Below are 25,678 nucleotides of genomic sequence, written 5' to 3' on the forward strand. Positions count from 1 at the left end.
TTTTTAAAGCTTTTTTATTTATATTTGCCACAATCTATAATATAAATTCTCTCCGAGCTATTTTAATCATTATATTTTAAAAATTCGCTTCGCTCATGTCGCCAACGACTTTGTCCGTTGCTCAAAAGTCTTTTTACTTTTTATAAATCAATTTAAATTAGCTCTATAATTTATAAAAAACTTTAATTTAATATAGTTTCTTAGTAAGTAAAAAAGGAGTGTATGAACACTCCTTTTTTTAGCGTATTACTCAGCAACTGGGTATACACTTACTTTTTTTCTTTTCTTGTCTTTTCTTTCGAATTTAACAGCACCGTCAACTAATGCGAATAAAGTGTCATCTCCACCTTTACCTACGTTAGTTCCTGGATGTATCTTAGTTCCTCTTTGTCTAACTATTATACTTCCAGCAGTTACAACTTGTCCATCGAATCTCTTAACACCTAATCTTTTAGAAACAGAATCTCTACCGTTCTTAGAAGATCCTACCCCTTTCTTAGATGCAAGTAATTGTAAGTTCATTTTTAACATTCTGGAGTCACCTCCTACTTTTTTAGAATTTTTATATTTTTGGGTATTCCCTTTTAATTTCACTAATAGCTAATTGAAAATGTTGCAGTAACAATTGAGCTTTGTCTAGATATTCATCTTTAACAATGCATTCAATGTGACCTTCTTGGCCTACAACTTTATCAAATTCAATTTTTTGCAATGTACTTAAAGAATTTATAACTGATAATGCGTTGGATGTGACCGCAGCACATACAATATCAGAACCAAGTTCTGCATAGTCAGCATGTCCATTAAGACAAAAACCTTTAAGCATGAAATCGTCGTTTTGATAATATTTAACTTTTATCATGGCAATTACAATTAAGCGTTTATTTTTCAACTACTAACTTAGTGTAAGCTTGACGATGTCCGTTCTTTCTTCTGTAGTCTTTTTTAGCTTTATATTTGAAAACTATAACTTTCTTAGCTTTACCTTGCTCTACAACTTTAGCAGTTACAGATGCACCATCAACAGTTGGAGCTCCAACTACTAAGTTTCCATCTTTAGAACAAGCTAATACTTCGTTTAAAGTAACTACATCACCTTCGTTAGCGTTTAACTTCTCTACGAAGATTACATCACCTTCAGCAACTTTGTATTGCTTTCCTCCAGTTTTAACTATAGCGTACATAAATACACCTCCTCGGTCTCAAACTCGCCAATACAAGGTACTCATAAGAGATTTACAAACCTTTATTGAGCGGCACTACATTTATAAATAATACTATAATTTATATAAACTGTCAACTAACTATTAAAAATAATATTCATATTTTCATGTTGAATTTCAGCTTTTTTATCTATATCTATTTTTACATTGTATTTCTTGCTTATGCTATCAATTTTATATTTATAATTTTGGTTTATTTTATCTGAAACATAAGGATTTAACTCTATTTTAACTTGTCTATACGAAGTATGCTCTTTTGTTCGCATTACTTCCTTTTCTATTTCGTCTAAAATTCTATTAATTGACTTTATACTTTCTCCAGTTTTACATACAAAACATTCACTAAGATAGTAATTATCTATAGAATCTTTTTCTCTTCTCCTAGCAATTTCAACTAACCCAAGTTTTGTCATCCCCATAACATTTGTTTTTCTTCTATCTTTATCTGTTTCATTGCTTAAAACTTCTAATAGATTTTTTTTATATTCATTTTTTTGCATATCTATAAAATCTACAACTATTATACCTGCTATGTCCCTAATCCTTAAAAGTCTAGAAATTTCTATAGCTGCCTCTAAATTAGTTTTATATATTGTTTCTTCTAAATTAGAGTTTCCAGTAAATTTTCCTGTATTGACATCTATTACTGTTAGAGCTTCAGTCTTATCTATTATTAAGTATCCACCACTCTTTAACCATACTTTTCTATTTAAGTATTTATCTATCTGTGATTGAACTGAATGTAGGTCAAATACATCCTTATTGTTTTCTAATAATAATTTATCTTTATAATTTTTATCTATACGACCTAATATATTTTTTAGTTCTTCGTACTTCTCATTATTATTTACAATAATTTTTAAAACATTATCATTAACATTGTCTTTTATATATTTAGATGCAAAATCAAGGTCCTTGTATAAAAGTTTAGGTCCTATGCCTAACTTATATTCTTTTAAAACACTGTTGTATTTTTCTTTTAAATCAAATATATCTTGTTCAATTTCTTCTTTTGAACATCCAACCGCTTCAGTTCTTATAATCCCTGTAAACTCTTCATCAACGCCTTGAACTATCTTTTTTAATCTAAATCTTTCTTTTTCTAATTTTATTTTATTTGATATAGTAAGCCTATCATTTGAGGGTATATAAACTAAGTATCTTCCTGCAAAACTTATTTCAGTATTAAGTTTTGCACCTTTTGTCCCTATAGCTTCTTTATTTACTTGAACCAAAATATCTTGTCCACATTTGACCTCTTCATTTTTCTTCATGCTTAAATATGCAAGCTTGTCACTTCCAATATCAACAAAATAAGCTTCTATACCTTTTAATGCCTTTTTTACAACACCTCTATAAATATTAGAAACATTCTTACTTGAACCACTCTCTATAAAAAGTTCACTTAACTTTCCATCTTCTAACACAGCTACCTTTTGAGAATTAACCAATGACTCTATAACAATATTTTTCAAAAGCTCACTTCCTATCCTCTTTCTTATTTTTTTAATGTCTATCTATTTACTTATATCATTAGGTACAAAACTTGGGTATAGTGTGTATGTTGACGTAACACTTACGTGCTAAACACGTCGTGTGAAAGAAACATACATACTATACCCAAGCCATAGGTACCCTTGATTTTAGAAAAGAGGTGGACATCCGTCCACCTCTTTCCTACATTGGAGTTACTAACTCTCCATCTTTAACTATATATAATTCTCTTCTTAATATATCTACATCTAATGGATCCATATCTAGTTCAAATACTTCTAACATTTTAGGTATAAATATATTAGTATTTAAATTCGCCTTAGATCCTGTAGCCATAGTTGATTCTAAAGTTATAACTCTATCTTCAACATCTATAACATCAAAATTCTTTATCATAGGTCTGATGTTAACTTCTACAGTTTTCCTTTTTTATTTTTCTTACTTATTATAATTTCTTCTTTATTCATTAATTCTGCTACTTTAGTTTTTATAAACTCTTTAGATAGTTCTTTATCTACTTCTATCGTAAACATATATTCACCATATTCTATAGTAGATGCTAATGATGGAACTTCTTTAGTTATTTCCTTTGTATTTATAAATTTTATACCATCTGGCATAGCAGTATTTATTTTTTCCATAAATTCATCAGCACTTAAATCATCTTCTATTTCAACGTCTAAGTACTCCCCTTGACTTTCTGTACCAAGTGCTAGTGCATGTCCATAACTCATCTTAGGGTGTGGGTTAAATCCTTGAGAATATGATAATTGTATTTCAGCTCTTCTAAAAGCTCTTTGTAATAATCTTTGTAAATCAAGGTGCGATATATATATCATGTCATTTTCTTTTTTAAATTTACATCTTATTATTTTACTCATAATTAGCACATCCCCTTTCCTATAGTATGAGTGTTTATTCCACATCCATTACATTTATGTCTACAATCAACTGTTACTTTTTCTTGCTTTGATTGCTCATTTTCTCTAATTAAGAACTTTTTATTAACTCCAACATCTAAATGATCCCAAGGGAATACTTCTTCATAATCTCTTTCTCTATTTGCATAGAAAGCTATTTCAAGATTATTATTTTTCATTGCTTCTTCCCATATTTCTAGCTTAAAGTGTTCAGCCCATCCATCAAACTTAGCACCAGCTTTATATGCATCGTATATAACCTTACCTAGTTTTCTATCTCCTCTAGCAATAACCGCTTCCATTAAACTAGTTTTTGAATCATGATAGTTATATTTAATATTTCCATTCTTTAATTTTTTAACTAAATGTCTTTGCTTTTCTCTAACTTGCTCTGTAGTATCTTGTCCATGCCATTGGAATGGTGTAAAAGGCTTAGGAACAAATGTTGAAGTACTAACAGTTACTCCAAATGCTCTTCTTAATTTACCACCATTAACGTCTCTGTATATATCTATAACTTTATAAGCAAGATTTGCTATTCCATCTAAATCATCATATGTTTCAGTTGGAAGTCCTATCATAAAGTATAATTTTACACTATTCCATCCCATTTCAAATGCTTTTCTTGTAGCATTTTCTAGGTCTTCTTCTGTTACACCTTTATTTATAACGTCCCTCATTCTTTGAGTTCCAGCTTCTGGAGCAAAAGTAAGTCCTGATTTTCTTACTTGTTGTATCTTCTCAGCTATTTCCATAGAGAAATTATCTAATCTAAGAGAAGGTAAAGATATTCCTATATTTTTAGACGCATATTCTTCTACTAAGTAATCTGTAAGCTCCGACAAATTGCTGTAATCACTTGTACTTAATGAAGATAATGATATTTCATCATATCCAGTATTCTTAACTAATTTTTCTAATATTTCTTTTAATCTGTCTAAGCTCTTTTCTCTTATAGGTCTGTATATCATACCAGCCTGACAAAATCTACATCCTCTTGTACATCCTCTAAATAATTCTAAAACTATTCTATCATGCACAGTATCTATAAATGGTACTATAAGTTTTTCTGGATACTCTACTAAATCCATATCTTTAATTATTCTTTTGTGAGGGTTTTGTGGTACTCCCTCTCTATTAGCTTTAACTTCTTTTATAGTATTGTCTTCATTGTAAGATACATCATAGAACTTAGGTATATATACACCCTCTATGTTAGCTATATCTAATAAGAACTCATCTCTAGTAGTCTTATTTTTCTTCCATTCTTTATATCTATTAACTATTTCTAAGTTAACTTCTTCCCCTTCTCCTAAAACAACTATATCAACAAAGTCTGCCATAGGTTCTGGATTATAAGCACAAGGTCCTCCAACTAATATAAATGGATCATCTAGCTTTCTATCTTTAGCAAGTATTTCAACTTTTGCTAAATCCATCATATTTAAAATATTAGTATATGATAATTCATATTGAAGTGTAAAAGCTAAAAAGTCAAAATTAGTTATAGCTTCTCTTGACTCTAGTGCAAATAAAGGAATATTATTTTCGCGCATTTTTTCTTCCATATCTACACTTGGAGCATATACTCTTTCACAAAATACATCTTCATCTCTATTTATAACGTCATATAATATATGACTACCTAAATGGCTCATTCCTACTTCATAAAGATCAGGGAAACAATGAGCATATCTTATAAGATTTTCATTTGTTGTATCTTTATGTATCGAATTTACTTCATTTCCTAAATATCTAGCAGGTTTTTCAACCTTTTTAAGAATCCTCTTCAAGTCTGCTTTTTTATTCATAAAAATCCTCCGTAAGTTTATTTCAGTATATAAACATAAATATTATTATACACGATATACTAAGATGTATCAAAATATAATTACTTATATATTTGCAATTTGTAGTTTATTATATACAAAACTTTACTATTTTTTGTTAATATAGTATTGAGTGCAAAAGTTTTAAGAATTTTTCAAGTTTTTTGTATACAATATGTTTTAAAGTTTTATTAATGGGTATATTTTAAATATAATTACGTATTTTATTAATCACGGTTTAGGAGGATTTTTTTATGAAGGAAGCTTTTGAAATTAAAAAAGATATTTATTGGACTGGTGTTATAGATAAAGACTTAAAAATCTTTGACATCATAATGGAAACTGAATTTGGTACAACTTATAATGCTTATTTTATAGACGATGAAAAGAAAGTATTATTTGATACTGTAAAACCAAACTTTAAAGGTGAATTTATCGAAAAATTATCATCTTTAACAAAAATAGAAGAATTAGATTATGTTGTTATACATCATACTGAGCCAGATCATGCTGGTAGTTTAAAGTATATACTTGATATAAATCCAGATGTAGAAGTTATATGTACAAATGCAGCTAAAATGTACTTAGCTGAACAAGTTAACAGACCATTTAAGTGTCATGTTATAAAAGATGGGGAAACTTTAAACATAGGTAAAAGAACTTTAAAATTCATATCTGCACCATTCTTACACTGGGCGGACACAATGTTTACTTATATAGAAGAAGATAAAACATTACTTACTTGTGATGCTTTCGGATGTCACTTTGCAAGCGTAGATCCAGATGTAATAGACAGTGAAGATTACTTAAAATCAGCTAAACACTACTTTGATTGTATAGTTAAGCCATTCTCTAAGCATGTTTTAAAAGCTGTAAACAAGGTTGTTGAATTAGGATTAGATTTTGATACTATATTAACTTCTCACGGTCCTATATTAAGCAAAGACCCTATGGCTCAAGTTAAAAGATATGTAGAGTGGTCTACTGAAACTGTTAATACAACTAACCAAGACCAAGTAGCTGTATTATACTTATCAGCTTATACTAATACAAAATTAATGGCTGAAAAAATATACGAAGGTATAAAATCAACAGGTGAAGATGCTACTTTATATGATATAGAAAATATGGATTTAGCAGAACTTCATGATGTTATGGTAATGTCTAAAGGTATATTATTTGGTTCTCCAACAATAAACAGAACTATGGTTAAACCTATGTGGGATGCTTTCTCTCTAATAGATCCTATGGCTAATCAAGGTAAATTTGCTGGAGTATTCGGATCTTATGGATGGAGTGGTGAAGGTATAACTATGGCTGAGCTACTTGTTAAAAATATGGGATTCAAGATGCCTGTTGAAACACTTAAGAAGAAATTCTTCCCAAGTGATGAGACTTTACAAGAATGTTTTGATTTCGGTGTTAAGTTCGCTGAATCAATTAAATAAATATATAAATAAAAAGCTAGCTCAATTGAGCTAGCTTTTTTATTTATATATTTACATACGTTGAGTATTTGTCTTTCTAACTTCTCTCCAAGAAAGTTCTCCTCTATCTAATGCTTTAATAAAAATCTCAGCTGAAGCAAGATTAGTAGCAATAGGTACATGGTACACATCACAAAGTCTAATTAAAGCTTGTATATCTGGTTCATGAGCTTGAGCTGTCATTGGATCTCTTAAAAATATTACTAAATCAATATCTTGAGAAACTATTAATGACCCTATTTGTTGATCTCCTCCAAGAGGTCCTGAAGCTAATCTTTTTATCTTTAACTTAGTTTCATCTTCTATTCTTTTTCCTGTAGTCCCTGTAGCATATAATCCATAATTGCATAAAATAGATTCATATCCTATACAAAATCCAACCATAGTGTTTTTCATTTCATCATGTGCTATTAATGCTATATTCATACGTCACCCCTAATATATTAGAAATTTATTTTCTTTCTTCTCATACCTACATTTAGTACAAGACCTAAGTTAGCTAAAGATGTCATAAGAGAACTTCCTCCATAACTAACAAATGGTAATGTTACTCCTGTAACAGGTATTACAGCAACAGTCATTCCAATATTCTGTATAACCTGATAAGCAAACATGCTCGCTACCCCAATAACTATTAAGGTTCCATAAAAATCTTTGGCTTCTTTTGCAATAACGATCATCCTTATTAAAAATAATCCATACAGTAAAATTATTACAAACATTCCAATAAGCCCTAACTCTTCGCCTATAACCGCAAATATAAAGTCACTATCTTGAACTGGTAAGAAGTCATTTTGATTTTGAGTTCCTTCATATAACCCTTTACCCGTAGGTCCACCTGAGCCTATAGCTATCATTGACTGCATAACTTGATAGTTACCAGGTAAAGTAACATCCTCTGGGTGTAAGAAAGCATCTATTCTTATTCTTTGATGGGGAGCCATTACCATATACATAAGAGGCATAACTACAACTATTGCTATAAGACCTCTTTTAATTATTTTATCATTAAGTCCAGCAGTAAACAACATTCCTCCTATTATACAACAAAATACTATAGCCGTTCCTAAGTCTGGCTGTACAAGTAAAAGTAATATTATAGGTGCAGCATATAATGCAAGAGACACTATATCTTTTATTGTCTTTAATTTACCTTTCTTTTCTTCAACAATTTTTGCATAACTTAGTATAAAAGTTAATTTAACTAATTCTGACGTTTGAAAGTCTAAAGGTCCTAAATGTAACCACGATCTAGCCCCTGCATTAGCCTTTCCTATTCCTGGTATCCATACTAATACTAATAGTATTATACTAATTATATATAATGCTTTGTAATACTTCCCTAGAAAATTATAGTCAAATAGCAGTATTACAAATATAAGCCCCATACCAAGCAAGAATGCTAATCCTTGTTTGGTTATCTGAGCATAATTCCCTGTAGTAGTTGCATGAGTTGCACTACTTAATATAACAAGCCCGAATCCAAATATACAAACAACTAGCGCAATTAGCCTCCAATCAAGCTCTTTAATTAATTTAAACATTGATCTAAAATCAAACATGTTATCACCATCTTTCTTATTTGTGACAATACCTACGTAGTATCATTTGTGTTAATGCAAAAAGGGGTTTGCTAATACGCTCCCCCCATTTTTCTATCTACTTCTTTCTTTTATATTCTTTAATGGTATGTTAGCAACTAATGCTGATATAGGACCATCTTCTTCATCACTTCTAGATTTAGCCATTTTTATTTCTAATCCGTCTTCTTCTATCTCAGCATAATTTGCAATAACTTTAAGTATATCTGACTTAATAAGGTCTAGAAGCTGTGGAGAACAGTCTATTCTATCATGCACTAAAACTAGTTTAAGCCTTTCTTTTGCTACATTCTTACTAGTTTAGATTCGTTAGAAAACATCTTAAATAAATCTAACATGAATTTATCCCCCTTCACTACTTAGCCATTCCAAACATCTTCTTAATTTTAGTTAGTATATTAGTTTCTTCTTCTACTTGCATAAGAGGTATATCTTCTCCCAAAATTCTCTTTGCAATATTTTTATAGGCTTGTCCTGCATTAGATCTTGAGTCTAATATTGCAGGTTCCCCTTTATTAGTAGAAACTATTATAGTTTCATCATCAGGAACTAATCCAACTAAGTCTATAGCAAGAATTTCAACTATATCTTGTTTATCCATCATATCTCCACGCTTAACCATTTCATTTCTAATTCTATTTATAACTAAGCGTATGTCTTTTACTTCGTTAGCTTCTAAAAGGCCTATTATTCTATCTGCATCTCTCACTGCAGATATTTCAGGGTTAGTTACAACTATAGCTCTGTCTGCTCCAGCTATAGCATTTTTAAATCCTTGTTCTATTCCTGCTGGGCAATCTATAATTATAAAATCAAATGACTCTCTTAACTTATCACATAAATCTTTCATTTGTTCTATAGATAGAGCATTTTTATCTCTAGTTTGAGCTGCAGGAAGCAAATATAAATTATCAAATCTCTTATCTTTTATAAGAGCTTGCTTTAATCTACAAGTTCCCTCAACAACATCAACAATATCATACACTATTCTATTTTCAAGACCCATTACAACATCTAAATTTCTAAGGCCTATATCAGCATCAACTACAACCGTCTTTTTATTTTCTAAACTTAAAGCAGTTCCTAAGTTTGCAGTTGTTGTAGTTTTTCCAACTCCACCTTTTCCTGATGTTATAACTATAACTTCACTCATAATACTACCCCCTCCTACATTAACTATCTATTTATTTTTTTGGGTAAATAATTTTCTATAACTATTGTTTCATTGTTTGTAAATGCTATTTCAGGATTTATATCATCGCTTGGCGAATATTCCTCTTCAGGCGCTTCAGCTATATAATTTGCAATCTTTAAAACCATAGGATTTAAATTGTTAGCTACTATATAAGCATTTTTATTACCCTTTGACCCTGCATGTATAAATCCTTCAACTTTACCCATTACAACTACATTTCCATATGCAATGACTTTAGCTCCTGGGCTTATGTTGCCCATTACAACAGCGCTTCCTGTAGCCATAACTTGGCAACCTGGTTTCATATCACCCATTACAACTACATCTCCTTCAAATTCTACATTTTCTCCAGAACGCATATTGTTTACATATTTAGTATCATGATAAGCATATGGTATCTTAATTTCCTCTTCTATAAACTCAATATCAAATCTTGAAGTTATATCTTCTTTTAATCGAAGTAATTCAACATCACTTAAATGATTATAATTTATAGAATAAATTTTAGCTCCATTGAAAAACCTATAGATGTTTCTATTTTATCTATTATGCATTGTCTAATTTCTTCAAACGATGCCTTTCTTTTTACATTAATAACTATGCCTCTTTTATTTCCTTTAAATTCCACTAATTCCTCATTTGTTGCTTTAAAAGACATTTTATACCTCCAAAGCTATATCTCACTTTATATATTCTCCAATTTTTTTTCAAATCCTTCTATTTTTTTAACTGAGATGCAAAATTCATCGCATTGCCATCTTGTTCTTTTGCAGCTTCTGCTTCTTTATTTGCTTTTTCTTCTTTATTTTTCTTTTCATCTATTAATCCAAAATACTGTCCCATAACTTCTCTCATAGGAGGTAGCGCAAGACTACTTGAATTACCCTTAGGTAAAACAGTTACAACAGCTATCTCTGGATCATTAGCTGGAGCAAAACCTACTGACCAAGCAAACGATGGATAATCTTGCTTATATGCATCTATTTGTTCATCTGTTAATTTAGGATTTAATTCTTTTATTGCTTTTCTTAAATATCTAGCTTTTGTAGCTTCACTATTGTCTGGAACAAACTCAGCCTCTGTCTTTGTATCAGTCTTTTCTTCTTTTTCCAAATAAAGACTTGCTTTCTTTTTCTTCTTTTTGCTTTTCAGCTTTTTGTTCTTTTTCAAACTCTGCTTTAGCTTTTTCATTATATTCTTTTAAAAGTTTATTAGCTTCTTTAACAGCATCATCTTTAGATACTCCGTATGAACCCATATGACTAATTAAATAATCATATTCATTTTCTGTAGGTATCTTACCACTTCTTTCGGCTGTACCAGTTTTTACAGCTGTTTCAATAGGGAAATTAGCAAATACACTTTTTCCTCCACCTATTTTAGCAACTTGTTTCATACCTTGAGTTAAATCCTTTAAGTTATTAGGATCCTTAAATGGTATTTTTTCAACCTTATTTGTATCTATCTTAACATCTTTAAAATCACTAGATATAGTTTTATCAACTACAGAAGCCTCTACTAAATTACCTCCATTAGCTATTGCTGCAACGTATCTAGCTATTTGTGCTGGAGTATATGCATTTTCACCTTGACCTATAGCTAAGTTGAATGTATCTGCATCTGACCAATTTCCAAAGTTAAAGTAATTATATTTAGCAAAATCTGCAATTTCTGTAGCTTTATCTTCTTTAACATGAAGTTTTTCAAGTCTCTCCATAGTTTCATTTCTTGAAGGATTGTCTTTAGTCCAACTTGCAATTTCATCAATTCTTTTATTGTATTCATCTGGGTTTTTAGCTTTTGTTATATCTGTAAAAGCATCCCTCATTTTCTTATCTAATTCTATTCTTAGAGAGTTTTCTGTATTTTTAAGCTTATCTTCTTTATTTGGAACTTGTCCTTTACTTTCTCCTACTTCAGATTGAAGACCAGTATTATCATTTAATCCAAATAATTTTGCATATTCTAGTATTTTCTCAGGACCTGTGTCTATCCCAAGTTTTTCTTTTGACTGCCAGTTATATCCAGTTCCAACAGTATAGAAATAAATATTACAAGATTCTTGTATAGCTTTATATAAATTTGTATATCCGTGGTTTCCTCTACCATGATGCCATACATAATCGGCAAACGGTCTATTACCAAGATAAATTACTCCTGGGTCATTTATAGCATAATTTGGGCTTAAACCACCTTCTAATGCTGCCATACCTGTTACCATCTTAAATGTAGATCCCGGTTGGAATGCTCCATTTGTAACCAGGTTATTTAAAGGATTTGCCGATAAAACATCATTAGGATTTTTAGGTTGTAATTTTTTATATTCCTCGGATGATATTCCTGTTGCAAATAAGTTTGGATCGTAATTAGGGTAACTAGACGAAGCTAATATATCTCCAGTTTTGACATCAATTACTAGCATAGCTCCAGAGTCTAAATATGGAGCTGTTTTTCCTGCTGTACTATAGTTTCCAAATACACTATTAAACGTTCCACCCGCTCTTGCTGCTTTTATTATTTTTTCTAATGAATCATCAGATACCTTTTGTAAATCTTTATCTATACTAAGATATACAGTGTCTCCAGATTTTGGTTCTTTTACATCTAACTCTTTACTTACTCTACCAACAGAGTCAACCTCAACCTTTTTGTATCCATCTTCGCCTTTTAACTTATCTTCGTAATATCTTTCAATACCTGTTTTTCCTACTATGTCACTTTTACTATATCTTGCATCTCCATCTTCTTGCTTTTTAGCAAGTTCATCTTCTGAAATTTTCCCCATAGTCCCTAAGGTATGAGATGCTAAGTTCTTTTCAGGATATTCCCTAACTGGTTCTTTTGCTACTGATACTCCTGGAAATTCTATAGCTCTTTCTTCTATTTCAGATATAGTTTTTTCATTTACATCTTTTGCTATTGTTACAGGTTTGTATTGAACAAACCCTTGAGATTTAAGTGCATCTCTAACAATCATTATTTTTCTAGCATCTGTGTTAGATAAGCTACCAGGTATTTCATAATATTTTCTAATTTCTTTAAATGCATTTTTTGAATTAATATTTATATTGTCTATCTTATATCCTTTTAGCCAGTCTTCTTTATTTCTTTGCTCTGTAAACTTCCAGTCTTTAACTAAAATTGGAGGATATATACCTACAGAGTTTAATTTTTTCTGAATTTCAGCTGGTTCTAAATTTCTTACAGATGAATCTATTTTATTTTCCTTTATAGCTTTATCAACTATATAGTAAAAAGTTTCTTTAGCATTTAATTCCAACGGAACTTCATTTTCCAATTTATAATCTCTTATTTTCTTGTCAAATGTATAGAAGTACTTTCCATTTTCTACGTATATAGGAAATTCATCTATAAATTCTTCTTTATTTTTTCTAATAAATTGATTAGCTCCAATGAAATTTCATTAGCTTTAGTTTTCCATTTTTATCTTTTTTGTTAACTCCATCATTAGACACATGAATAGTGAAAGAGTTTCTGTTAGAAGCTAGTGTACGCCCATATCTATCTTTTATTTCTCCTCTTGGAGCCTTTATCGGAATCTCTTTATATGTTTTATTACTAGCTAACTCATTATAATGTTCATGTTTAAATGTCGTCATATATATAATTTTTGCAAGTATAATACATAGAACTACAATAATTATATACTTTATTATATCAAGTCTATCAAATCTTTTATTTTCATCCATTTAATCACCACTAATCTCTTTTCAATTTAAGGATTGACCCCTTGAAAACGTAATAAAAAATTAAACTACCTATACTATTTACAAGTGGCACTGTACATATCCCCTTAACGAAGATATGTAAAATATCATAAGTCTGGTATACCGTCCCTAAAAGAACTATATTTACAATAGAATCTATTAAACTTGTTATAAAAACTAATGCAAAAACAGTTATATAGCTATTTTTATATATTTTATCATTTAAATTGCTTATTCCGTATGCTATTACAGCTAAAATCAAAGCATTAACGCCAAATATACTACCCATTGCTATATCTTTTACAAAACCTAATAAAATAGCTATTGTAACAGCTTCTATATCATCTAAGTACAAAGATATTATCGTCATATATATTAGAAGAAAGTTTACACTAACTCCAAGTATATCAACATAATTAGTGATACTACCTTCTACTATGACTATCAAAACACCAATAAGAAAAAGTAATATTCTTTTCATTTGTAGTTTCTCCTTCTAATTTATATTTCTTGGTTCGATAACTACAACATCATCAATGTTTTTGAAGTCGGCATATGGTTTTACTATTACATTTTTTAAACCTTTGTTCTTGTCATCAATAACTTTTTCAACTGTTCCAATAGGTATTGATTGTGGATATAGACCTAGTCCTGATGTCACAACAACATCTCCCGGAAGTACATCATATGAAGTTGAGAACATATAACCTTCTAATAAACCTTCTGCTTTATAGTTTTTATTTTCATTAGCCTCCTGACTTATTACTCCTTTACTTTTAGGATCTTTTAGTAATTGGAAGCTTACTGATGATTTTGTATCTAATAAAGAAATAGCTTTACTATAGTTATCAGAAACTTCGTAAACAACCCCAACCAATCCATTTCCTCCAACTACAACGCTATCTTTTTTAACTCCATCGTTCTTTCCTGCACCTATTACAAATGACTTATACCAATTTCCATCATTTTTCCCTACTACTTGTGCACTTATCATATTCTTTTTGTATTTTTCATCTATAAAGTTTAGTGATTTTTTTAAACTTTGCAGAGATTGAGCAGTCGATGATTCTTCTTTTAAATTAATTATTTCTTGTTTTAATTTTTCATTTTCTTTTTCTAATTTGTCAACTTTATTTGCATTTTCTTTAAATTTAAATATGTTGCTTGTACCGTCTTTAATAAAAGTAAATCCTTTGTTTAAGTTACTTTCAATTGCTGATATCGAACTTAATACAACTCCACTTCCTTTAATTCCACCTTTAGAGTATCTGCCTATTGATATTCCTACAATTCCAATTAAAGTGATAGCAACCCCTATAGTTGCTACCACTTTTAACGTTATATTTTCTATTATTTTTCTTATTATTTAGTTTCACCCTATCACCAACTTTAAATTATCTTCTACTATTGTTCATCATTAATACTTTTTCAAATATTTCTTGATCTTCTACAGATTTTCCAGTACCTAATGCAACGCAGTCTAAAGGATTTTCAGCTATATGAACAGGCATTCCAGTTTGCTCTTTTACTAACTTGTCAAGCCCTCTAAGTAAAGCTCCACCTCCAGTTAGCATTATTCCGTTTTCCATTATATCTGAAGATAATTCTGGTGGAGTTTTTTCTAAAGTTGATTTAATAGCATCTACTATAGATGTTATAGGCTCTTTTAATGCTTCTCTAACTTGTGATGATGATATATGCTCAGTTTTAGGAAGTCCTGATATTAAGTCTCTACCTCTTATTTGCATAGTTTCTTCTGAATCCTCTTTAAACGTTGATCCTATTTGTATTTTAACGTCTTCTGCTGTTCTTTCACCTATCATTAAGTTGTACTCTTTTTTAACATAGTTTACTATAGACTCGTCAAACTCATCTCCACCTACTCTTATAGATTTAGCAGTAACTATACCACCTAAAGATATTACAGCTATTTCTGAAGTACCTCCACCTATATCTACTACCATGTTTCCTTCTGGCTCTTCAACTCTAAGTCCAGCTCCTATAGCAGCTGCCATAGGTTCTTCTATAAGATATGCATCTCTTGCTCCTGCTTGTCTAGCAGCTTCTTCTATAGCTCTCTTTTCTACTTCTGTTACACCGAAAGGTACACATATTGCTATTCTTGGACTAACTACACCTTTGTTAGATGCTGCTTTTTTTATAAAGTAGCTTAACATTGCTTGCGTAACATCGAAATCTGCTATAACTCCGTCTTTCATAGGTCTTATAGCTACTATGTTTCCAGGTGTTCTACCTATCATTCTTTTCGCTTCTTCTCCAACTGCTAAAACAGACTTGCTGTCATCTCTTATAGCTACAACTGAAGGTTCTCTAACTACTATACCTTGTCCTTTTATGTAAACTAATGTATTTGCTGTTCCTAAATCTATTCCCATGTCCTTAGACATTTTATTAAATCCAAATAAAGATTTGAATCCTTTTTTCTCTTTCTTTTCTTTCTTTGCCATAATTTCAAGCTCCTTTCACATATATCCATCAAATTATCATATTTTCTTTAAAACTGTAATAAAGCCCATCACCTATTATTATATGGTCAATGACTTCAATACCTATTAATTCGCCACATTTTACTAATCTAGACGTTACATTCTTATCTTCATGAGATGGTTCAATTGATCCTGATGGATGATTATGCATAAGAATAATTTTATTACTACTTCTTTTTATAGCTTCTCTAAACACTTCTCTTGGATGAACCACTGACATGTTAAGAGTTCCTACCGAAACATCTATATCACATATTACTTCGTTTTTTGTATTCAAAAGAATTGTTTTAAAAACTTCTTTATTTAAATACCGTAAACTATCCATGTAATATTTATAAATATCCCATGGGTTTGTGATTTTATATTTTGTGGGTTTTGCACTAGCTATTCTTATACCTAATTCTAAAGCCGCTTTTATTTGCGCCGCTTTAGATAATCCTATACCATCAATTTCACATAACTCTTGTATAGTTATATCATTTAGCCATCTTATTCCTTGTCGATCTTTATTTATTATATAATTTGCTAATTCTAAAACACTTTGTTTTTTAGTTCCTGTCCTCAAAATGATTGCTAATAATTCAGCATTAGATAAGCTTTTTTCTCCTTGTGTAAGCATTTTTTCTCTAGGTCTTTCTTCTAATGCCATCTCCTTTACACTAATACATAAATTTGATGACTCCATCAAAAACTACCTCCCTAGAATTATTTAAAAAGATTTATTTTAAAATTTATTTTAAGGATATCACTTAACTTAGATATTGGTAATCCAACTATATTAAAATAATCTCCCTTTATTTCTTCAACTAATAGAGCTCCATATCCCTGTATCCCATAGGATCCAGCTTTATCCAAGCACTCTTTAGTATTTATGTAATCCTTTATGTCTTGGTCAGTTAATTTTTTAAATTTAACATTACTTATAGCATAGTCCACTATCTTCTTTTCCTTTTCTAAGTTTACTATGCTCATTCCTGTTATTACCTGATGTTCTCTATTTGATAATTTGCTTAACATATCAAAAGCTTCTTCTTCATTTTTAGGTTTCCCTAAAATTTCATTGTCTAAAACAACAATCGTGTCAGCTCCAATAACTAAATCACTTGGATTATTTTGAGCAACACTCATACATTTTTCAAATGCTAGTCTTAAAACTAGTTGTATAGGCTCCTCATCTTCAAATATTCTTTCATCTATATCGCTACTTATGACAGAAAATTTAAGATTTGCATTTTCTAAAATTTCTCGTCTTCTAGGCGATCCTGATGCCAATATTATATTCATTAATTCACCTCATTTTTGATACTTATTTAGTTTATCATTATATTGTAAAAAATTCAACGTTAATGTCGAACGTTTTTTGTTACACTCTAGTTACAATTTTTATTTTTTCTAAAATAGGAGATATGGAAAATATCCATATCTCTATAATATCCACATTATAAAATTTTAATAGCCTTTTTAGGACATTTTTGAACACATAGATGACATCCTACACATTTGTCTGTATCTACCTTATGCTTTTCTTTTAACTCTCCTGAAATTGCATCAAACTTACATTGTTTTTTACATATAGTACAACCTACACACTTATCTTCTTCGATTGCAACTTTCTTTCTATCATTAAATTACCTTTTATTGCTTTTGTTGGACATTTCTCAACACATATCATACATTGTACGCATTTACTATAATCGATTTTAGCTATTTTATCTTCTACATGTATAGCGTCAAATGGACACGATTTCTCACATATTCCACAACCTATACAACCTACACTACATTTATCTTTTACAGCTTTACCAAAATCTTTGCTATTGCAAGATACAAATACTTTGTTTTTAACAGGTTTTTCAGTTATTAACCCTTTAGGACAAACGTCCATACACTTACCACAAAGTACGCATTTTTCCTCATCTATCACAGCTACTCCATCTATCAATTTAATTGCATCAAACTGACAAACGCTTACGCATGTTCCAAGTCCTAAACATCCATATTTACAATCTTTAGAACCTCCATTTAAAGCACTTGCTGCTCTACAATCATTTATGCCTTCATATAAATACTTTTCTTTTGAAACAGAACAGTTTCCGCTACATATAATATTAGCTACTTTCTTTTCACCCTCTTCTGATGATACACCCATTATTTCTCCTATTTTAGTTGCACATTCGCTACCTCCAACAGGACAACCATTTACAGGTGCATTTCCTTCAACTATAGCACTTGCTAAACCTCCACATCCTGGGAATCCGCATCCTCCGCAGTTTGCCCCAGGTAATGCTTCAAGTATAGCTTCTACTCTTTCATCAACTTCAACCGCAAACTTCTTAGAAGCATACGCCAAGATTGCTCCAAATATTAACCCCATTACACCTAAAACTAAAATTGAATTAATTATAGCCAATTATCTCACCCCTAACTTATAGCTTTATAAGACCTGCAAAGCCTAAAAATGCTATTGACATTAAACTTGCTGATATTAATGTTATTGGAAATCCTTTAAAGCTTTCTGGAATATCTGCTAATTCTAATCTTTCTCTTATACCTGCAAATAAAACTATAGCCAAAGTAAATCCTACACCTGCTCCAAATCCGTTTACCATAGTTTCAACTAAGTTATATCCATTTTGAACATTAACTAAAGCTATACCTAAAACTGCACAGTTTGTAGTTATTAGAGGTAAAAATACTCCTAGTGCTTGGTATAAAGATGGACTCATTTTTTGTATTACCATTTCAACAAACTGAACTATAGATGCTATTACTAGTATAAAAGCTATCGTTTGTAAAAATTGATTATTAGTTATTTCTAATATTTTTTGTACGAAATATGTTATAAAAGATGCTAGTGTTAAAACAAATGTAACTGCAACTCCCATACCTACTGCTGTATCCACTTTTTTAGAAACTCCTAAAAACGGACATATTCCTAAGAATTGAGATGTTATAACGTTGTTAACTAATACAACACTTAAAAATAAAAGTATTAAATTCATATATATCCCTCCTAATTAGCTTTCTTATCTTTTAATTTATTGAATCCTGCAAGTAAAAATCCTAATGTTAGGAAAGCTCCTGGAGGTAATATAAATAATAAAGCCGGTTGGAAAGATGCTCCAAATAAAGTAAATCCAAATAAACTACCATTCCAAGTATTTCTCTTATAGATCCTAATACTGTTAATGATAATGCAAATCCAAGACCCATACCTACTCCATCAACTGCTGACGCACCTGGTTTATTTTTAGATGCAAAACTCTCTGCACGAGCTAATATTAAACAGTTAACAACTATTAATGGTATAAATAGCCCTAATGCTTTATCAAGTGCTGGTATATATGCTTTAAGCAACATTCCAACCATAGTAACAAATGTAGCAATTACTACTATAAAAGCTGGAATTCTTATCTTAGATGGTACAAATTTTCTCATCATAGATATAACTACATTAGAACAAACTAGTACTGCAGTAGTTGAAAGCCCCATACCTAATCCATTTATAGCTGAAGTTGTAACCGCTAACGTAGGACACATACCTATTACTTGAACAAGCACTGGGTTTTCATCTACTAATCCATTTTTAATTATTTTTCCTAAACCCATATTTTATTCCCCCGTTCCGTTATTTATTTCTTTAAATAAGTCTATAGCAGAGTTAACACCTTCAACTACTGATTTAGATGTTATTGTCGCTCCTGAAACAGCTTGAACTTCATTATCTTTGCTAGCTTCACCTTGAACTAAAGATATTTCATCTACTTTTTTACCTTCAATTTGGTGTTTCAACCCTGTATCAAATGTATTTGATAAATATTCATTTTTTCTAGTTTTTTCTCCTAAACCTAATCCTTTTACAGTACCATCAGTACTTATCCCTACAACAACTTCTGTTTTAGAGTCATATCCATTTGGCTCTGTTTCAAATATATAACCTACTTTTTCATTTCCATTGTATGCTTCATATACAGCTGTAACTATCCCTTCTGATTTGCCTTTTATTTCTTTTAATTCTGCATTATCAAATATTTTTGTGATAGGGTCAGTTGATATTTCTGCAGTTTCTTTGCTTTCTCCATCGTTTAAAAGTTGTTCTTTATATACATTCATAGCCGCATTAACTCCTGAAGTTACTGCATTAGATGTTATTGTAGCTCCTGATATAGCCGCTATCTCATTTTCATTACTAACCTTTCCTTTTACAACCATCAAAGGTTTATCTGCGCTTTTACCATTGTATTGATCTTTAAACGCTGGTTCTTCAGATTTTGATCCAAGTCCTGGTGTTTCTGAATGGTTTCCTATTTTAACTCCTGAAATTTTTCCATCGTTAGAAATTCCAACCATAACTTCAACTTTACCACCATACCCTTTAGGTGTCGTCTTTATAGTATATCCAACTACTTCTCCACCTTTTGTACCTTGGTAAACTTCTTCTATTAACTCGCCTTTTACATCTTTCACTTCACTAAATTCTTCAGCAGCTTGAAGAACTTCTTGTCTAGATTCATTATTAGCCTGAATATTTCTTTGTTCTATAACTGGTGCAGTTATATTATTTGTTAAGCTTAGCATAAGTGATGCAACAGCACATATTACAAATAATATAGTTCCCAATCTAAATATATCCTTCATTTATTTAGCCACCTCCCCAAATACTCTCGGTCTAGTGTATTTATCAATAAGAGGAGTCATTACGTTTACAAATAGTATAGAGTAAGATACTCCTTCTGGATAACCTCCATAAAGTCTTATTACTGTAGTTATAACCCCTGCTACTATTGCATATATAATTTGACCTTTTTTAGTCATCGGAGAAGTTGTGTAGTCAGTAAGCATGAAGAATGCTCCTAGCATAAGTCCTCCCGCCACCATTTGGTACATTACAAACTCAAAATTAAATCCACCTAATATAAACATTAATATTGCTACTGTAGCTATATAAAACACAGGGATTACATAATTGATTATACCTTTGTACATTAAGTATAATCCCCCTAGTATAAGTAATATCGCAGACGTTTCACCTATACACCCACCTATATTACCAACAAACATATCAAAAAGACTTACTCCACCACTGTTTAACACGTTTACACCTTCAGCTCCTGCTTTTAATGCAGCTAATGGTGTTGCTGTTGTAACCGCGTCTAAATTGCCTGAACTAACCCAATTTACTCCAGTTTTAGTCCATGTAGTCATAGCTACTGGAAATGACGCTAGTAAAAATGCTCTTGCCCCTAATGCAGGGTTTATGAAGTTATTTCCAATTCCACCAAATACTATTTTTACAATTATTATTGCAAATGCTGAACCTGCTAAGCACATCCACCATGGAAGAGATGCAGGAACATTAAATGCTAATAATAATCCTGTTACTACCGCTGAGTAGTCTCCTATAGTAGATTCTTTCTTGCTTATTTTTTGACATATCCATTCAAAGCCTACAGCTCCTAATATACACCAAAACATTACGTTAATAGCACTCAATCTAAAGAAATATATACCAGCTAATGCCGCAGGTAAAAGAGCTATTATAACTTGCTTCATTATATATGATGTATCTTCATTACTTCTCACATGTGGAGAAGATGACACTATTAGTTTATTATCCATCATATTTCCCCCTAACTTTTACTTATTTGATTGCTTTCTTTTTAATGCAATTATTTCTTTTTTAGCTACTCTAATTGATTGAAGTAGAGGTCTTCTTGCTGGACATATAAATGAACATGATCCACACTCTATACAATCTAGCGCTCTAAATTTTTCAGATGATTCAAAGTCTCCTTTTAAGCTATATGCACTTATGTATAACGGTTGTAAATATGCTGGACAGACGTCTAGACACTTACCACATCTTAAACAATTATTAGGTTTCGGAATAGTAGCTTCAGCCTCATCTAAACATAATATTCCTGATGTACCCTTATTAGTAGGTATGTTTGTAGTATACTGAGCTATACCCATCATAGGTCCACCCATTATTATTTTTCCAACTTTTTTATCAGTCTTAAGTCCTCCACACTCTTCTATAATTTCAGAGAAAAGTGTTCCTACTTTAGTTACAAGATTTTTTGGTTCTTGTATACAATTTCCAGTTATAGTTGTTATCCTTTCTACAAGAGGCATCCCAGTTTTTATAGTTTTTGCTATCTGTGCAGCTGTACCTACATTGTTTACAACAGCTCCTGCATCCATTGGAAGTCCACCTGATGGTACTTCTCTATTTGTACACGCATATATAAGTTGTTTTTCTGCTCCTTGAGGATATTTAACTTCAAGACCTACAACTTCTATATTATTTATTTTACTTGCTTCTTTTGTAATAGCCTCTATTGCATCTGGCTTATTTACTTCTATTCCTATGTAACCCTTGTCTACGTTTAATGCCTTCATAAGAACTTGTAATCCAAATACAACATCTTCTGGATTTTCAATCATCAACCTGTGATCTGCTGTTAAATATGGTTCACATTCTGCTCCATTTAATATAACAAAATCTATCTTTTTATCTGGAGGTGGAGAAATTTTAACATGTGTTGGGAATGTAGCTCCTCCCATTCCAACAATACCGGCTTCTTTAATACTTTCTATTATTTCTTCTTTGGTTAAATTTTCTAAACTTCCTTTAGGCCTTACACTTTCGTGTATAGTGTTTTTGAAATCGTTTTCTATTATTACGCATGTGCTTACTCCCCCAGGAACGTCAATATCTTTTACTCCTATCACTGTTCCTGATACTGATGAATGAATATTTGCAGATACAAAACCTTGCATTTCACCAATCTTTTGACCTACACAAACCATATCACCTAATTTTACTATAGGTCTTGCTGGCGCCCCTATATGTTGCTGCATTGAAATATATACAACTTTAGGATCTTTAGCTTTTTCTAGCGGTTTGCTGTTGGTATACTCTTTTCTGTATGGAGGATGTATCCCTCCTTTGAAAGTTAAGAGCTTCATAGTTCTACCCCCTTATGGCTTAATTTAAACTTTTTTCTAATATAAGTATACTATATCCATAGTAATTTTTTAACAATCGTTAAAAAATTATCTTACTTTTTAATCTACTATCTTACTTTTTTCTAGAATTTTTTTCAAAATAAAAAAGTTGTTTTTTAACAACTTTTAAATAGATTTAATAGAATTTATAAAGCTATAATAACCTTGCATAGATGACATAAGTAAACTTTCACTTATGTTAAATTGGTCTTTTCCCACCATTTCTATACTATTTTTTGATTTATCTTTTACAGACTCAGTGTACTTTAATAAATTTTCCTTAAATCCTTTCATTCCATCATAATCAATATCTTTTGCATTTTTTTCAACTTTATCTAAAATAGATAGCCTATTGTTAATTATATTTTTATAATTTTCTTTATCTATATTGCTTTCATTTTTATCCCATACTTTAGATTCTTCTTCAAAGTTAGTTATTAAATTATTTAACTCGCCACATATATTTTCTACATAAGAATATTTTTCTGTGTACTGTAAGCTAAGCATAGGTATTTCTAATTTAGTTACAAAAGCATCTGGAAAATCTTTTTTTAGTGTTTCTAAATTTTTTCTACTTTCTTCTTCTTTAAATGAAGGATATGTTTGAACTTTTTGAACTTTATCTACTTCTACAGTAGAAAAGGGTACTTTTAATTCACTTAGTTTATTTTGTATTTGTTTTAGTTCTTCTTGATTATCTATAGCAGCTATTTGAATTGAGTATATTCCCCAATCTTTAACAGTTGCTACTTTTGCATTTTCATTACTAACTTTTGATACTTCTTGTTCTTTTTTCACTTCTTTATCTTTACTTTTACCTTCGGATTTTGCTTCTGTTTTCGAATCATCCCCTTTTCCTATTAAGTCTTTATATGAAAATTCTTTAAATCCTAATTCTTTTTTATTGAAAATATTTAAACTGCTTATCTTTTCTGTAAAACTAAAATCAGCTTTTTTATAAAAAAAGCTCCTCCTGCTAATACAACTACAACTAGTCCTACAGTTATGCCTTTTGATATATGATTTCTTCTTCTATTCATACCTCTATAGATATTTCTTCTCTTATTCATTAGTTTGTCCCCCCGTTTAAATATATTTACTAATACATATTCAATAAAATAATAATTTATTCCTAAATTTTAAATTTTGATACTATAGGATAATGATCTGACATGTTTTTCATTAATACATCATAGTCTATAACTTCAATGTCTGGTGAAACTAAAATATAGTCAATTCTATCTAGTGCAGTGGAAAATGTTAACGTGTTATCTTTATTTACTTTGGTTGCTGCATCTTTAAAAATTTCTTCATTTATATCCATATTTCCATCGTTAAAATCACCTACAACTATGTAGGGATCATCTAATTTTTTTACAAAATCCTCCACTTCTTTTAATTGGTTTACCCTCTCTGTATCATTTAATCCTAAGTGTAAATTTATAATATTTAATTTTCTTCCAAATCCTAATTTGACCACAGTATGTAGCATTCCCCTTTGCTCTGTTTTACTACTTAAATAAATATGATTTTGACTTATTATTTTATATTTAGAGTATGTTGCAAGTCCATAATTTGAACCTAATTTAACCACATTCGCCCCAAAATGAGAATACATATCCAAATCTTCTTTTAGGCTACTTACTTGAAACCCGGCTTTTGCTGATTCATTTACTTCTTGTAAGCATATAACATCTGCATTTTCTATTCTTAAAAAATCAATTATATCAAATAAACTAGGAAACATATCTTTATTTAAACCACTATGTATATTATAACTAACTATTTTTACTTCCTTTTTCGGTGTAAATTTATTTACTTCTAAAAAACAACTTACAATAACTATTATAATTATAAAGATTATAGTCCATAGCTTTTTTATCATTTTGTAATCATCCCCTAAATCTAATTGATTCTAGTTGTTAAAAAACTTAAGACGCTAATATATAGCGCCTTAATTTTTAATTTTACTTAGTTTATCCTTTATTATACAGTTTATAACTTTTTTTCGTATATCTTCTGCACCTTCTTCTTCACTTGTTTCTATATTTAGGATTTTTGCAATGGACTTCATATCATTTCTTGCCCTTGACTTATAATTTTCAATTAGGTAATTTTTAATCTTTTCTGGTTCTAATATATAAGTACTATTTTTCTTAGTATAGTATATATATTTTTTGTTGTAATAATCTTTATTTTCATATATATTAGTTGATACTTTCTTTAATAGTATCTTATATGATTGTTTAGCATTTACACTCATTCCTAAATATCTAGCAAATTTTATTAATTCTGCTTTTGATTTGAAAATCTCTTCACTTTTAATTATTTTTACAATCTCACTAATATTTTCTTGATATGATCCTCTTTTTAAAGTTTTTATATATGTTTGTACATTTAAATCTTCATCATGAAACTCACTTATACTTTCATCTATAACCGAATTTACCTTGCCTTCAATATACTTCAAAGCTCCTTTGTTAGAGATTGAGCCTTGAAATTCTTTTTGGGTCATATCAAGTATAATTTTTTTCAGGTCCTCATTATGTTCTATAGGTTCCATGATATCCCCCCTTTGATACTTATATTATATTCAACAAATCAATAAAAGTTTCTTTTTATAAGTATTATATAGTTTTATATATGTATTAATCTCATATTATATATCTATTAATATAATTTT

The 25,678-nt window shown here is 30.2% G+C and carries 27 protein-coding genes and 5 pseudogenes; 1 reads left to right on the top strand and 31 read right to left on the bottom strand.

Annotation, left to right across the window (positions count from 1 at the left end; all coding sequences use genetic code 11):
* Positions 1-246: 246 nt before the first annotated feature.
* The 6 genes and pseudogenes from rpmA to LEQ07_RS02450 form a co-directional block, all read right to left on the bottom strand.
* Positions 247-531 (bottom strand): 50S ribosomal protein L27, encoded by a 285-nt coding sequence (gene rpmA / locus LEQ07_RS02425; protein ID WP_021428632.1) that lies wholly within the window; start codon positions 529-531, stop codon positions 247-249.
* A gap of 31 nt (positions 532-562) precedes the next feature.
* Positions 563-862 carry a ribosomal-processing cysteine protease Prp gene (locus tag LEQ07_RS02430; RefSeq protein WP_263329395.1) on the bottom strand — a complete coding sequence of 100 codons (300 nt, stop codon included), beginning with the start codon at positions 860-862 and terminating at the stop codon, positions 563-565.
* A gap of 19 nt (positions 863-881) precedes the next feature.
* Positions 882-1,184, bottom strand: a complete 303-nt coding sequence (rplU, locus tag LEQ07_RS02435) for a 50S ribosomal protein L21 (protein WP_263329396.1) — start codon at positions 1,182-1,184, stop codon at positions 882-884.
* 116 nt (positions 1,185-1,300) lie between these two features.
* Complete coding sequence (locus LEQ07_RS02440) at positions 1,301-2,698, bottom strand: Rne/Rng family ribonuclease (protein WP_263329397.1); 1,398 nt, start codon at positions 2,696-2,698, stop codon at positions 1,301-1,303.
* A gap of 202 nt (positions 2,699-2,900) precedes the next feature.
* A pseudogene (locus LEQ07_RS02445) lies at positions 2,901-3,598 on the bottom strand (TIGR03936 family radical SAM-associated protein).
* 2 nt (positions 3,599-3,600) lie between these two features.
* Positions 3,601-5,448: a TIGR03960 family B12-binding radical SAM protein gene (locus LEQ07_RS02450; RefSeq protein WP_263329398.1), complete on the bottom strand. Its 1,848-nt coding sequence runs from the start codon at positions 5,446-5,448 to the stop codon at positions 3,601-3,603.
* 272 nt (positions 5,449-5,720) lie between these two features.
* Between LEQ07_RS02450 and LEQ07_RS02455 the strand changes: the two genes are divergently transcribed.
* Positions 5,721-6,914 (top strand): FprA family A-type flavoprotein, encoded by a 1,194-nt coding sequence (locus LEQ07_RS02455; RefSeq protein WP_263329399.1) that lies wholly within the window; start codon positions 5,721-5,723, stop codon positions 6,912-6,914.
* 51 nt (positions 6,915-6,965) lie between these two features.
* Here the strand turns inward: LEQ07_RS02455 and mgsA are convergent, their stop codons facing one another.
* From mgsA to LEQ07_RS02580, 25 genes and pseudogenes are all read right to left on the bottom strand, one after another.
* Positions 6,966-7,379, bottom strand: coding sequence for a methylglyoxal synthase (gene mgsA / locus LEQ07_RS02460; RefSeq protein WP_046823771.1), 414 nt, complete (start codon positions 7,377-7,379; stop codon positions 6,966-6,968).
* 17 nt (positions 7,380-7,396) lie between these two features.
* Positions 7,397-8,515 carry a rod shape-determining protein RodA gene (gene rodA, locus LEQ07_RS02465; protein ID WP_046823772.1) on the bottom strand — a complete coding sequence of 373 codons (1,119 nt, stop codon included), beginning with the start codon at positions 8,513-8,515 and terminating at the stop codon, positions 7,397-7,399.
* 93 nt (positions 8,516-8,608) lie between these two features.
* A pseudogene (minE, locus tag LEQ07_RS02470) lies at positions 8,609-8,892 on the bottom strand (cell division topological specificity factor MinE).
* A gap of 17 nt (positions 8,893-8,909) precedes the next feature.
* Positions 8,910-9,707, bottom strand: a complete 798-nt coding sequence (gene minD, locus LEQ07_RS02475; protein ID WP_046823773.1) for a septum site-determining protein MinD — start codon at positions 9,705-9,707, stop codon at positions 8,910-8,912.
* Positions 9,708-9,730: 23 nt separating this feature from the next.
* Positions 9,731-10,108, bottom strand: a complete 378-nt coding sequence (locus tag LEQ07_RS02480; protein ID WP_263329400.1) for a septum site-determining protein MinC — start codon at positions 10,106-10,108, stop codon at positions 9,731-9,733.
* 131 nt (positions 10,109-10,239) lie between these two features.
* Complete coding sequence (locus LEQ07_RS02485) at positions 10,240-10,407, bottom strand: hypothetical protein (protein WP_263329401.1); 168 nt, start codon at positions 10,405-10,407, stop codon at positions 10,240-10,242.
* Between the two features lie 59 nt (positions 10,408-10,466).
* Positions 10,467-10,862, bottom strand: a complete 396-nt coding sequence (locus LEQ07_RS02490) for a hypothetical protein (protein WP_263329402.1) — start codon at positions 10,860-10,862, stop codon at positions 10,467-10,469.
* Positions 10,840-13,047: a penicillin-binding transpeptidase domain-containing protein gene (locus LEQ07_RS02495; RefSeq protein WP_263329403.1), complete on the bottom strand. Its 2,208-nt coding sequence runs from the start codon at positions 13,045-13,047 to the stop codon at positions 10,840-10,842. Before LEQ07_RS02495 ends, LEQ07_RS02490 begins: the two co-directional genes overlap by 23 nt.
* A gap of 106 nt (positions 13,048-13,153) precedes the next feature.
* A complete protein-coding gene (locus tag LEQ07_RS02500; protein ID WP_263329404.1) occupies positions 13,154-13,459 on the bottom strand; it encodes a hypothetical protein in 306 nt (101 codons plus the stop codon).
* Between the two features lie 10 nt (positions 13,460-13,469).
* Positions 13,470-13,958, bottom strand: a complete 489-nt coding sequence (gene mreD, locus LEQ07_RS02505; protein WP_046823776.1) for a rod shape-determining protein MreD — start codon at positions 13,956-13,958, stop codon at positions 13,470-13,472.
* Positions 13,959-13,973: 15 nt separating this feature from the next.
* On the bottom strand, positions 13,974-14,807 hold the full coding sequence (gene mreC / locus LEQ07_RS02510; protein ID WP_263329405.1) for a rod shape-determining protein MreC: 834 nt from the start codon (positions 14,805-14,807) through the stop codon (positions 13,974-13,976).
* Positions 14,808-14,871: 64 nt separating this feature from the next.
* Positions 14,872-15,945: a rod shape-determining protein gene (locus LEQ07_RS02515; protein WP_046823778.1), complete on the bottom strand. Its 1,074-nt coding sequence runs from the start codon at positions 15,943-15,945 to the stop codon at positions 14,872-14,874.
* 28 nt (positions 15,946-15,973) lie between these two features.
* Positions 15,974-16,633 (bottom strand): RadC family protein, encoded by a 660-nt coding sequence (radC, locus tag LEQ07_RS02520; protein ID WP_084822186.1) that lies wholly within the window; start codon positions 16,631-16,633, stop codon positions 15,974-15,976.
* A 56-nt stretch (positions 16,634-16,689) separates the two neighbouring features.
* Complete coding sequence (locus LEQ07_RS02525; RefSeq protein ID WP_046823780.1) at positions 16,690-17,268, bottom strand: Maf family protein; 579 nt, start codon at positions 17,266-17,268, stop codon at positions 16,690-16,692.
* A gap of 155 nt (positions 17,269-17,423) precedes the next feature.
* Positions 17,424-18,394: pseudogene (locus tag LEQ07_RS02530) on the bottom strand (RnfABCDGE type electron transport complex subunit B).
* A gap of 16 nt (positions 18,395-18,410) precedes the next feature.
* Complete coding sequence (rsxA, locus tag LEQ07_RS02535; RefSeq protein ID WP_021428592.1) at positions 18,411-18,986, bottom strand: electron transport complex subunit RsxA; 576 nt, start codon at positions 18,984-18,986, stop codon at positions 18,411-18,413.
* 11 nt (positions 18,987-18,997) lie between these two features.
* A pseudogene (gene rsxE, locus LEQ07_RS02540) lies at positions 18,998-19,593 on the bottom strand (electron transport complex subunit RsxE).
* A 3-nt stretch (positions 19,594-19,596) separates the two neighbouring features.
* Positions 19,597-20,097 (bottom strand): FMN-binding protein, encoded by a 501-nt coding sequence (locus tag LEQ07_RS22350; protein ID WP_226896715.1) that lies wholly within the window; start codon positions 20,095-20,097, stop codon positions 19,597-19,599.
* Positions 20,074-20,622 (bottom strand): annotated as a pseudogene (locus LEQ07_RS22355) (RnfABCDGE type electron transport complex subunit G); the annotation flags it as partial. The pseudogene LEQ07_RS22355 and the gene LEQ07_RS22350, both read right to left, overlap by 24 nt.
* Positions 20,623-21,603, bottom strand: a complete 981-nt coding sequence (locus tag LEQ07_RS02555) for an RnfABCDGE type electron transport complex subunit D (RefSeq protein WP_046823783.1) — start codon at positions 21,601-21,603, stop codon at positions 20,623-20,625.
* Between the two features lie 18 nt (positions 21,604-21,621).
* Entirely contained in the window at positions 21,622-22,956 is a 1,335-nt protein-coding gene (gene rsxC / locus LEQ07_RS02560; RefSeq protein ID WP_046823784.1) for an electron transport complex subunit RsxC, read from the bottom strand.
* Between the two features lie 165 nt (positions 22,957-23,121).
* On the bottom strand, positions 23,122-23,793 hold the full coding sequence (locus LEQ07_RS02565) for an SPOR domain-containing protein (RefSeq protein ID WP_263329406.1): 672 nt from the start codon (positions 23,791-23,793) through the stop codon (positions 23,122-23,124).
* Positions 23,794-23,918: 125 nt separating this feature from the next.
* Entirely contained in the window at positions 23,919-24,065 is a 147-nt protein-coding gene (locus tag LEQ07_RS02570) for a hypothetical protein (protein ID WP_263329407.1), read from the bottom strand.
* A 62-nt stretch (positions 24,066-24,127) separates the two neighbouring features.
* Complete coding sequence (locus tag LEQ07_RS02575) at positions 24,128-24,880, bottom strand: endonuclease/exonuclease/phosphatase family protein (RefSeq protein WP_226896714.1); 753 nt, start codon at positions 24,878-24,880, stop codon at positions 24,128-24,130.
* Between the two features lie 69 nt (positions 24,881-24,949).
* Positions 24,950-25,558, bottom strand: a complete 609-nt coding sequence (locus tag LEQ07_RS02580; protein ID WP_046823786.1) for a hypothetical protein — start codon at positions 25,556-25,558, stop codon at positions 24,950-24,952.
* Positions 25,559-25,678 lie beyond the last annotated feature (120 nt).

The organism is Paraclostridium sp. AKS73, from assembly GCF_025671395.1.
In the GTDB taxonomy this organism is placed as follows: Bacteria; Bacillota; Clostridia; order Peptostreptococcales; family Peptostreptococcaceae; genus Paraclostridium; species Paraclostridium benzoelyticum.

Excerpts from the sequence above, each read along its gene's own strand:
- rpmA (WP_021428632.1), bottom strand. The coding sequence starts at position 531 with ATGTTAAAAATGAACTTACAATTACTTGCATCTAAGAAAGGGGTAGGA.
- LEQ07_RS02430 (WP_263329395.1), bottom strand. The coding sequence starts at position 862 with ATGATAAAAGTTAAATATTATCAAAACGACGATTTCATGCTTAAAGGT.
- rplU (WP_263329396.1), bottom strand. The coding sequence starts at position 1,184 with ATGTACGCTATAGTTAAAACTGGAGGAAAGCAATACAAAGTTGCTGAA.
- LEQ07_RS02450 (WP_263329398.1), bottom strand. The coding sequence starts at position 5,448 with ATGAATAAAAAAGCAGACTTGAAGAGGATTCTTAAAAAGGTTGAAAAA.
- LEQ07_RS02455 (WP_263329399.1), top strand. The coding sequence starts at position 5,721 with ATGAAGGAAGCTTTTGAAATTAAAAAAGATATTTATTGGACTGGTGTT.
- mgsA (WP_046823771.1), bottom strand. The coding sequence starts at position 7,379 with ATGAATATAGCATTAATAGCACATGATGAAATGAAAAACACTATGGTT.
- rodA (WP_046823772.1), bottom strand. The coding sequence starts at position 8,515 with ATGTTTGATTTTAGATCAATGTTTAAATTAATTAAAGAGCTTGATTGG.
- minD (WP_046823773.1), bottom strand. The coding sequence starts at position 9,707 with ATGAGTGAAGTTATAGTTATAACATCAGGAAAAGGTGGAGTTGGAAAA.
- LEQ07_RS02480 (WP_263329400.1), bottom strand. The coding sequence starts at position 10,108 with ATGCGTTCTGGAGAAAATGTAGAATTTGAAGGAGATGTAGTTGTAATG.
- LEQ07_RS02485 (WP_263329401.1), bottom strand. The coding sequence starts at position 10,407 with ATGTCTTTTAAAGCAACAAATGAGGAATTAGTGGAATTTAAAGGAAAT.
- LEQ07_RS02500 (WP_263329404.1), bottom strand. The coding sequence starts at position 13,459 with ATGGATGAAAATAAAAGATTTGATAGACTTGATATAATAAAGTATATA.
- mreD (WP_046823776.1), bottom strand. The coding sequence starts at position 13,958 with ATGAAAAGAATATTACTTTTTCTTATTGGTGTTTTGATAGTCATAGTA.
- LEQ07_RS02515 (WP_046823778.1), bottom strand. The coding sequence starts at position 15,945 with ATGGCAAAGAAAGAAAAGAAAGAGAAAAAAGGATTCAAATCTTTATTT.
- radC (WP_084822186.1), bottom strand. The coding sequence starts at position 16,633 with ATGGCATTAGAAGAAAGACCTAGAGAAAAAATGCTTACACAAGGAGAA.
- LEQ07_RS02525 (WP_046823780.1), bottom strand. The coding sequence starts at position 17,268 with ATGAATATAATATTGGCATCAGGATCGCCTAGAAGACGAGAAATTTTA.
- rsxA (WP_021428592.1), bottom strand. The coding sequence starts at position 18,986 with ATGAATTTAATACTTTTATTTTTAAGTGTTGTATTAGTTAACAACGTT.
- LEQ07_RS22350 (WP_226896715.1), bottom strand. The coding sequence starts at position 20,097 with ATGAATGTATATAAAGAACAACTTTTAAACGATGGAGAAAGCAAAGAA.
- LEQ07_RS02555 (WP_046823783.1), bottom strand. The coding sequence starts at position 21,603 with ATGGATAATAAACTAATAGTGTCATCTTCTCCACATGTGAGAAGTAAT.
- rsxC (WP_046823784.1), bottom strand. The coding sequence starts at position 22,956 with ATGAAGCTCTTAACTTTCAAAGGAGGGATACATCCTCCATACAGAAAA.
- LEQ07_RS02570 (WP_263329407.1), bottom strand. The coding sequence starts at position 24,065 with ATGAATAAGAGAAGAAATATCTATAGAGGTATGAATAGAAGAAGAAAT.
- LEQ07_RS02575 (WP_226896714.1), bottom strand. The coding sequence starts at position 24,880 with ATGATAAAAAAGCTATGGACTATAATCTTTATAATTATAATAGTTATT.
- LEQ07_RS02580 (WP_046823786.1), bottom strand. The coding sequence starts at position 25,558 with ATGGAACCTATAGAACATAATGAGGACCTGAAAAAAATTATACTTGAT.